A 795-nucleotide genomic window follows, 5' to 3' on the forward strand; every position below is an offset into this window, starting at 1 on the left:
TTTACCTTCAGCGTTTTCTAACATCTCAGCGATGTTACCGACTTCAGTATCCATAGCTGTTGCAGTTACAACACCTTCACCACGTCCGTAAGTTACGTTAGTAGAAGAGAACCCCATATTTAAACGGTCACCGATACCAGCGTCACCTTCAACAGTGGCAGTATCTTTAGTAACTGGTACAGATTCACCAGTTAAAGCAGCTTCTTCAATTTGTAATGAACTTGCTTTGAATAGACGTAAGTCGGCAGGTACAACGTCACCAGCTTCAAGAATTACAATGTCACCAACAACGATATCTTTAGAATCGATTGCTTTAACTTCGCCATCACGACGAACGTTTGCTTTAGGTGAAGACATTTTCTTAAGAGAGTCAATAGCATCCTCAGCTTTATTTTCTTGAACGACACCCATGATTGCATTAATTAATACAACCGCAAGAATAATAATTGCATCTACCAAACCGTGAGAACCTTCTAAAATTAATGAAAGTGCTGCAGCGATTAATAAGATAATAATCATTAAATCTTTAAATTGATCCAAGAACTTTTGTAAGGTTGACTTGCGTTCACCTTCTTTAATTTCGTTCGGTCCGTTTTTCTCTAAGCGACTGGCAGCTTCAGCATCAGATAAACCTTCAGTAGAAGAATTTAATGATGTGAAGACTTGATCAGCATCTTGAGTGAAAAAAGACTGATTGTTCTTTTCTTCTGACATTAATCATCTCTCCATCCTTTAAATTATTATCCCTAAAGCAGGATCCAGAGGTTATCTTTCAAAAAAAGACCTATGACTACT

The 795-nt window shown here is 37.6% G+C and carries 1 protein-coding gene; it reads right to left on the minus strand.

Translation table 11 applies throughout. The features are described 5' to 3' along the window. Positions 1-714 (minus strand): HAD-IC family P-type ATPase (locus tag ACRCJ0_RS16865; protein WP_431391308.1); only part of this gene is annotated, 714 nt, incomplete at its 3' end. Positions 715-795 lie beyond the last annotated feature (81 nt).

It is taken from the genome of Aerococcus sp. L_32 (assembly GCF_050689315.1).